We start from the raw sequence: 7,058 nt of genomic DNA, 5'->3' as shown, positions 1-7,058 counted from the left end.
CCACCGGAGGACCCGTGACCCCCTCGACCGCCACCCCCGCCCTCACCGTGCAGCAGGTCGCCGACCTGCGGTCCGCCCTGCCCTACGTCGACGGGTGGCTGGCCTACCGCCGCTGGCGCGAGCGGGTCCCCGGGGTGCAGACCGCGGTCTGGTTCGACGGAGGCCTGCAGCTGTCGTCCGCCCACGGCCTGGCGGACGAGGAGGCGCGGGTCCCGCTGACCACGGAGCACCTGTTCCGCATCGCCTCGCACTCGAAGACCTTCACCGCCACGGCCGTCCTGCAGCTCGTCGAGCGGGGAGCCCTCCGACTCGACGACCCCGTGGGGACGTTCGTGCCGCGGCTGGCCGAGGCGGGGTCGCCGCTGGCCGACGCCACCGTCCGCGAATTGCTCGAGCACGGCGCCGGAGTCATCCGGGACGGCCTCGACGGCGACTACTGGCAGCACGGCCGTCCGTTCCCCGACGAGGGCGAGCTGCTCGACATGCTGGTCGACCACGGCGACAAGGCGCCCGCGGGGTCCGCCTTCAACTACAGCAACCTCGGGTACTCGCTGCTCGGCCTGGTCGTGGCCGCGGCGTCCGGTCGGTCGTACGGCGAGTTCGTGACCGGGCCGATCGTCGCCCGCCTCGGCCTCACCCACACGGGGCCCGAGTGGGCCGACGCCCGCGCCGCCGAGTACGCGGCGGGCCACAGCGGCCGCCACGTGTCGCAGACCCGGGTGAGGCTCGACCACGTCGACACCCGGGCCATGGCGGCCGCGACGGGGTTCTACGGGACGGCCTCCGACCTGGTCCGCTACGCTTCGGCGCACTTCGACGGCGACGAGCGCCTGCTGAGCGAGCACAGCAAACGGCTCGCCCAACGGGAGGCCTGGCAGTCCGACGCGTCGCAGCCGGCCTCGGCGCACTACGGCCTCGGGTTCGTGATCGACCGCGTCGGCGGGCACCGCGTGGTCGGGCACTCCGGCGGGTACCCCGGACACATCACCCGCACGCTCTTCGATCCCTCGATCGGGCTGGCTGTCTCGGTCCTCACCAACGCCGTCGACGGACCCGCCACCTCCCTCTCGTCGGGCGTGCTGCGCCTGCTCGACCTGGCGCGGGAGGCGGCCCCCGCCGGGTTGGCGACCCGCGCCTCCTCGTCCGGTGTCGACCCGGCCCGGTTCACCGGCCGGTTCGCGGGCGAGTTCGGCATCGTCGACGTCGCCCTGCTGGGCGAGAACCTGGTCGCGCTGCACCCCGGTGCCCCCGATCCCGTCGAGGGGCTCGACCGCCTGCGGGTGACCGGGCCCCGCGAGGTGCTCATCGCGCAGGGCAACGGCTTCGGGTCGGTGGGCGAGACCATGCGCTACGAGTTCGACGACGACGGCCGGGTCACGCTGCTCCGCGGCTCCGGAGGCATGAGCATGCGCCCGGTGACGGAGCTCGACGGATGACGACGTCCGCGACCGTCGATCTAGGCTGGCGGCGAAGCGCCCGCCCTGCCGAGACGGGACCCCACGGATCGAGAGAACGCATGCCGAGCGACGACGCCCCGACCGCCGCGACCGCCCCCCCCGTGGGGGACGCGGCCCGCCGCGAGTTCGTCGAGCAGTTCGCCGTCATGTGGGAGATGGCCGGCTCGGCCCTGATGGACGGGCGCATCCTCGGCTACCTGATGATGATGCGCGAGCCCTACGTCTCGTCGGCCGACCTGGGCTCGGCCCTCAGCGCCAGCGCCGGCTCCGTCTCGATGTCGACGCGACGCCTGGTCGACTCGGGGTTCATCAAGAGGCACGTCGTGCCCGGTGACCGCAGCCACTACTTCCGGGCCGAGGACGACATCTGGGGCAGCTGGCTCGCGGGCGAGCGCCGCTACCTCGACCGGCAGCGCATCACGATCGAGCAGGGACTCTCGGTGCTCGACCCCGCGAACGGACAGGACGAGGAGGTGCGGCGCCGGTTGGTCAACGGCCGCGACTACATGGCCTGGGTCTCGCAGTACCACCGCAAGATGCTCGCCGATTGGGAGGCCTTCAAAGCCGATCGCGACGAGACGGCCCAGGAGGCCGAGCCCACGCCACCCGACCCGAGCCAGGAGCCCCGATGACCGACCCGCTGCTGAGCGTCCGCGACCTCACCATCCGCTTCGACGTCGACGGGGTCGACCAGGTCGCCGTCCAGGGCGCCTCGTTCGACGTGCGCCGGGGGGAGGTGCTCGCGGTGGTCGGCGAGTCCGGCTCGGGGAAGAGCGTCAGCGCCATGTCGGTCCTGGGTCTGCTGCCCGCCAACGCCACCGTCGGCGGGTCGATCGTGTTCGACGGCGACGAACTGGTCGGGCGGCCCGAGAGCGCCGTGCGCCATCTGCGAGGCGAGCGGATCGCCATGATCTTCCAGGACCCCTCGGCAGCCCTCAACCCCGTCTTCACGGTCGGGTTCCAGATCGAGGAGGCCGTGCGGCGGCACGAACCCACCGCGAGTCGGGCGGCCGTGCGGGCCCGCGCGGTCGGGCTGCTGGCGAGCGTCGAGATCCCCGAGCCCGAGGCACGGCTCAAGTCCTTCCCGCACCAGCTCTCGGGGGGCCAGTGCCAGCGGATCATGATCGCGATGGCCCTGGCCTCCGACCCGGCCCTGCTGATCGCGGACGAGCCCACGACCGCGCTCGACGTGACGGTGCAGGCCGAGGTGCTCGACGTTCTCCGCCGCCTCCAGCGCGGGTCGGGCACCAGCATCCTGCTCATCACGCACGACATGGGGGTGGTGGCCGACCTCGCCGACCGCGTGGTCGTGATGCGCTCGGGCGAGGTCGTCGAGACGAACGACGTCGGACCCCTGTTCGCGGCCCCGGCGGCCGACTACACGCGAGACCTGCTCGACGCCGTGCCCCGGGTGGGCGACCGGGTCGCGGTCGAGCCGCGTCCGACCGACCCGGCCGCGCCCGACGCGGGGGTGACGGGCGAGGCGACCCCGGCGCTCGCCGTGCACGACCTCGTCGTCGAGTGCGGCCGCCGCCGCGTGGGCCGGTTCCGTGCCGTCGACGGGGTGGGCTTCGAGGTCGCCCGCGGTGAGATCCTTGGCCTCGTCGGCGAGTCGGGCAGTGGCAAGACGACCATCGGGCGGGCGGCGATCGGCCTGGCCCCGATCTCGGCGGGGAGCGGACAGGCGACGGGGGGGGACCGGAGCCCGGCCCGACGGCGCGAGATCGCCGTCATGCGGGAGCGGGTCGCCGTCGTCTTCCAGAACCCGACGACGTCGCTGAACCCGAGGTACAGCATCGCCCAGACCGTCGCCGAGCCCTTGCAGGTGCGGCGGCGCCTGCGGGGCTCCGAACGGACCGCCCGGGTCGACGCCCGGCTGGCCGACGGCGGGCTGGGCGGGGCGTGGCGTGAGAGGTACCCGCACGAGCTGTCCGGCGGTCAACGTCAGCGCGTGGCGATCGCCCGGGCGGTGGCGCTCGACCCCGAGCTGCTCATCGCCGACGAGCCCACGAGCGCTCTCGACGTGTCGGTGCAGGCCCGGGTGCTGGACGTCTTCCGCTCGCTGCAGAGCCGGCTGGGCTTCGCCTGCCTGTTCATCAGCCACGACCTCGCCGTCGTCGACTCGCTCTGCGACCGGATCGCCGTGCTGCGCTCCGGCCGCCTCGTCGAGATCGGCGACCGCAGCGAGATCTTGACCTCGCCCTCGGACGACTACACCCGCCGTCTGATCGCCTCGGCACCGGTGCCCGACCCGGTCGAGCAGCGCCGACGTCGTGAGGAGCGCGTGAGCGCCTGAGCACCTGACGCATCGTCGCCGCGACCCCGCTGCGCGTCGCTGAAAGGTCGCCGCACGGCGAAGGCCGCCACCCCGGGCGGGGTGGCGGCCTTCGTCCGTCTGGCGAGGAGGTCAGCCGGCGAGGTGCGCGGCGAGGAACCAGCGGTCCTTCTCGAGGCCGCGCGAGATCTCGATGGCGACGTCCTGGCTCGAGGCGTCGAGCTCGCCGAGCTCGTCGATGGCCTCGCGGACGGCGACGAGCGAGGCGTCGATCTGGGCCACCAGCTCGGCGATGGGGACGTCGATCTGGTTGAAGCCGGGGGAGGTCGGGGGGATGACCGTCTTGGCGGCGACGGTCTCGATGCGACCGTCGACCGGGAGGCCGAGGGCGACGACGCGCTCGGCGGCGAGGTCGGCCCATTCACGGGCGTGGTCGACGACCACGTCGATGAGTTCGTGGACGGCGACGAACGCGATGCCGCGCACGTGCCAGTGGGCCTGCTTGCCGTTGACCGACAGGGCCGTCATGTCGGTGACGATCTGGCTGAGGAACTGGGCGACGCCGGCGGCGACGTCGGGGTCGACGGAACCCTGGGGGACGGTGCGGGTGATGTCGGTCATGACGTGGTCCTTTCCTAGACGATGGAGGCAACGCTAGACGTCTGGGAGAATTCCGCAAGCAAGCTGAGGCTCGGCTCACCTAGGACAGCCTCACCTGACCCGGCTCGTGAGGGGGGATAACCCCACCGGCGTTCCGGGCGCTGGCACCATGGGGTGGACGCCCCGCCCAGACCAGGCTCGGAGGCATGATCCAGGAGACCACCATCACCGCCGCGAACCCCTACCTCTCGCCTCCGTCCCGCCCCGGCGGCTACCGACGACGCTGGCGAGAGCTGCCGCGCGAACTCGGCTACGTCGCCCTCTCGGCCGTCCTCGTCGTCATCGTGACGGTGGCCGCCTCGTTGTTCCTGCACACGGTCAGCGGGTCGAGCGACTCGCTTTTCACCCTCGTCTTCCTGGCAGTCGTCGTCTTCGGCGCCCTCTGGATCGCCCGGTGGTTCGGCACCTTCGAGGTGCTCCGCCTGGGCTGGGCCAGCGACCGTCCGATCCGACCCGTCGACTGGACGCCCAACACCGAGTGGGGCCGGTCCACGAACCGCTTCGTGCGGGCCGTCTCGGTCTTCGCCAACCCCCACTACTGGCTCTACCTGCTCTACGGCGTCGTGGTCTTCCCGATCGTGGCGGGCTTCTCGACCTTCGTCCTCGTGGGCCTCGTGGCAGGCCCGGTGCTCGCGGTCCTGGGGGTCGTGCTCGTCTTCCAGGCCCTGCCTCCGTTCGACACCTTCAACTGGGCGTCCGCGATCGGCAACGGCGGAGGCGCGGTGCTCGTCGTCCTCGCACTCGCCCTCTTCGCCGGCGTGGTGCTGGTCTACCCCTACGTCGTGCACGGGTTCGTGGTCATGCACCAGGCGATCGCCGCCGTCATGCTCGGTGGGTTCCGCAGCGAGCAACTCGAGGTCGAGCTCGCCGACCGCGAGATCTCGCGCACGGCCGCGCTGTCCGCCGAGGGCACGGCCCTCCGACGGCTCGAACGCGACATCCACGACGGCCCGCAACAGCGGCTCGTCCGCCTGCAGATGGACCTCGCGGCGGCCTCCCGTGCCGTCGACACCGATCCCGAGAAGAGCAAGACCCTCATCGAGGAGGCGCGGGTGCAGTCCCGCGAGGCCCTCGAGGAGCTGCGCGCCCTGTCCCGCGGTTTCGCGCCTCCTCTGCTGTTGGACCGCGGCCTCGTCGCGGCCCTCGAGTCGCTCGTCGACCGCTCGGTGGTGCCGACCACGATGCTCAACCGGGTGCCCGCGCACATCGTCATCCCGAGCGACATCGAGCGCAACGCGTACTTCATCGCGTCCGAACTGGTGACGAACACGGGCAAGCACGCCGAGGCGGCCAGCGCCGACCTCGTGCTGCGCACGCGTCAGGCTCCGGACGGCATCGGCACGCTGCTCGAGCTCGTCGTGACGGACGACGGACGTGGCGGCGCGGGACTGCGCGACGGTCACGGTCTCGCCGGCGTGCAGGAACGCCTCGTGGGCCTCGGCGGCTTCCTCGACATCAGCAGCCCACAGGGCGGGCCGACCATCGTCACGGTGAGCATCCCCATGGCGGTCGAGGTGCCGAGCAACCCGACGCTGCCCCTGCCGCCCGAGCCGCTGCCGCCGTTCTCGTCGACGCCCGCCACCGAGCCGCTGCCCGACACGGCCCTGCCCGACTCGGCACTGCCCGACGCGGCACTGCCCGACGCGCCGCTCGACCCGTCGGCCGGGCCGCCCGCGCGACCGTAGTCGGTGGGCTGCGCCCGTAGTCTGGACGCGTGAGTCTCGAGAGCCCCTCCCGTCAGCCCCTCCGCGTCGTCGTCGCCGACGACTCGGTGTTGCTGCGGGAGGGGCTCGTCCGACTGCTCGACGAGATCGGGGTCGAGGTCGTCGGGGCGTATGGTGACGCCGACTCGTTGTTGGCCGACCTCGACGAGGTCCGTCCCGACATCGCCGTGCTCGACGTCCGCATGCCGCCCACCCACACCGACGAGGGCGTCCGGGCCGCCATCGAGGCGCGACGCCGTCGGCCCGACCTCGGCATCCTCCTCTTGTCGCAGTACGTCGAGGTGGCCTACGCCCGCGACCTGCTCGAAGCAGGCTCGGGCGGGGTCGGCTACCTGCTCAAGGACCGCATCGCCTCGTTCGACGAGTTCCGCGACGCGCTCGGCCGGGTGTCCGACGGCGGGACGGTCCTCGACCCGCAGGTGGTCTCGCAGCTGCTGGGCCGTCGCAGCGATCCGCTCGCCGCGCTCACGCCGCGTGAGCGAGAGGTGTTGACGCTGATGGCCGAGGGGCGCACGAACGCCGCCATCGCGGCCGAGCTGGTCATCGGCACGGGTGCGGTGGAGAAGAACGTCACCTCGATCTTCCAGAAGCTCCTGCTCGAGGACAGCGGCACCGACCACCGTCGGGTGCTGGCCGTGCTCGCCTTCCTGCAGCACTGAGTCGGCTCGTCTCCGGTTCGCCGGAGTTCCGGCGACCGGCTGCCGGAGCGTCGGACGGGTGTCGTCAGCTGGTCGTGCCCGGAGCGGCGTCGGCCGGGTCGGCGGGGGAGTCCGCCTGCGGGGCGACGGCCCGCGGGCCCGCCACGTCGAGGACGGTGTCGCGCAACGCGTGGCCCAGGGCTTCGTAACCGGCCGTCGTGGGGTGGATGCCGTCGAGGGTCGTGCCGGCGGCGAAGACGTCGCCCGCCCGCGCGAACCCCCAGGGGTCGGTGAAGGTCCAGCC

General features: G+C 72.6%; 7 protein-coding genes. 5 read left to right on the top strand and 2 right to left on the bottom strand.

All coding sequences use genetic code 11. The annotated features are described in order from the left end of the window. The 3 genes from AEQ27_RS03775 to AEQ27_RS03765 form a co-directional block, all read left to right on the top strand. Nucleotides 1-1,436: serine hydrolase domain-containing protein (locus tag AEQ27_RS03775; protein ID WP_369813582.1), on the top strand; the 1,436-nt coding region annotated here is incomplete at its 5' end. An 80-nt stretch (nucleotides 1,437-1,516) separates the two neighbouring features. Then, nucleotides 1,517-2,089 carry a GbsR/MarR family transcriptional regulator gene (locus AEQ27_RS03770; protein WP_054145454.1) on the top strand — a complete coding sequence of 191 codons (573 nt, stop codon included), beginning with the start codon at nucleotides 1,517-1,519 and terminating at the stop codon, nucleotides 2,087-2,089. Further along, nucleotides 2,086-3,753, top strand: coding sequence for an ABC transporter ATP-binding protein (locus AEQ27_RS03765; RefSeq protein WP_054145453.1), 1,668 nt, complete (start codon nucleotides 2,086-2,088; stop codon nucleotides 3,751-3,753). The genes AEQ27_RS03770 and AEQ27_RS03765 overlap by 4 nt, the downstream gene beginning before the upstream one ends. A 111-nt stretch (nucleotides 3,754-3,864) precedes the next feature. Here the strand turns inward: AEQ27_RS03765 and AEQ27_RS03760 are convergent, their stop codons facing one another. Beyond that, nucleotides 3,865-4,353, bottom strand: coding sequence for a Dps family protein (locus AEQ27_RS03760; RefSeq protein WP_054145452.1), 489 nt, complete (start codon nucleotides 4,351-4,353; stop codon nucleotides 3,865-3,867). A gap of 185 nt (nucleotides 4,354-4,538) precedes the next feature. Between AEQ27_RS03760 and AEQ27_RS03755 the strand changes: the two genes are divergently transcribed. Next, nucleotides 4,539-6,077, top strand: coding sequence for a sensor histidine kinase (locus AEQ27_RS03755; RefSeq protein WP_054145451.1), 1,539 nt, complete (start codon nucleotides 4,539-4,541; stop codon nucleotides 6,075-6,077). A 29-nt stretch (nucleotides 6,078-6,106) separates the two neighbouring features. Next, entirely contained in the window at nucleotides 6,107-6,775 is a 669-nt protein-coding gene (locus AEQ27_RS03750; RefSeq protein ID WP_054145450.1) for a response regulator transcription factor, read from the top strand. Nucleotides 6,776-6,839: 64 nt separating this feature from the next. On the opposite strand, the gene AEQ27_RS17670 is transcribed toward AEQ27_RS03750, so the two are convergent. Continuing rightward, nucleotides 6,840-7,058: hypothetical protein (locus AEQ27_RS17670; RefSeq protein WP_161805469.1), on the bottom strand; the 219-nt coding region annotated here is incomplete at its 5' end.

Source organism: Frigoribacterium sp. RIT-PI-h (assembly GCF_001297205.1).
GTDB lineage: Bacteria > Actinomycetota > Actinomycetes > Actinomycetales > Microbacteriaceae > Frigoribacterium.
This window is presented reverse-complemented; position numbering and strand designations above follow the sequence as displayed.

Bases quoted from the DNA above. Each gene is read 5' to 3' on its own strand.
- AEQ27_RS03755 (WP_054145451.1), top strand. From the start codon at position 4,539: ATGATCCAGGAGACCACCATCACCGCCGCGAACCCCTACCTCTCGCCT.
- AEQ27_RS03770 (WP_054145454.1), top strand. From the start codon at position 1,517: ATGCCGAGCGACGACGCCCCGACCGCCGCGACCGCCCCCCCCGTGGGG.
- AEQ27_RS03760 (WP_054145452.1), bottom strand. From the start codon at position 4,353: ATGACCGACATCACCCGCACCGTCCCCCAGGGTTCCGTCGACCCCGAC.
- AEQ27_RS03765 (WP_054145453.1), top strand. From the start codon at position 2,086: ATGACCGACCCGCTGCTGAGCGTCCGCGACCTCACCATCCGCTTCGAC.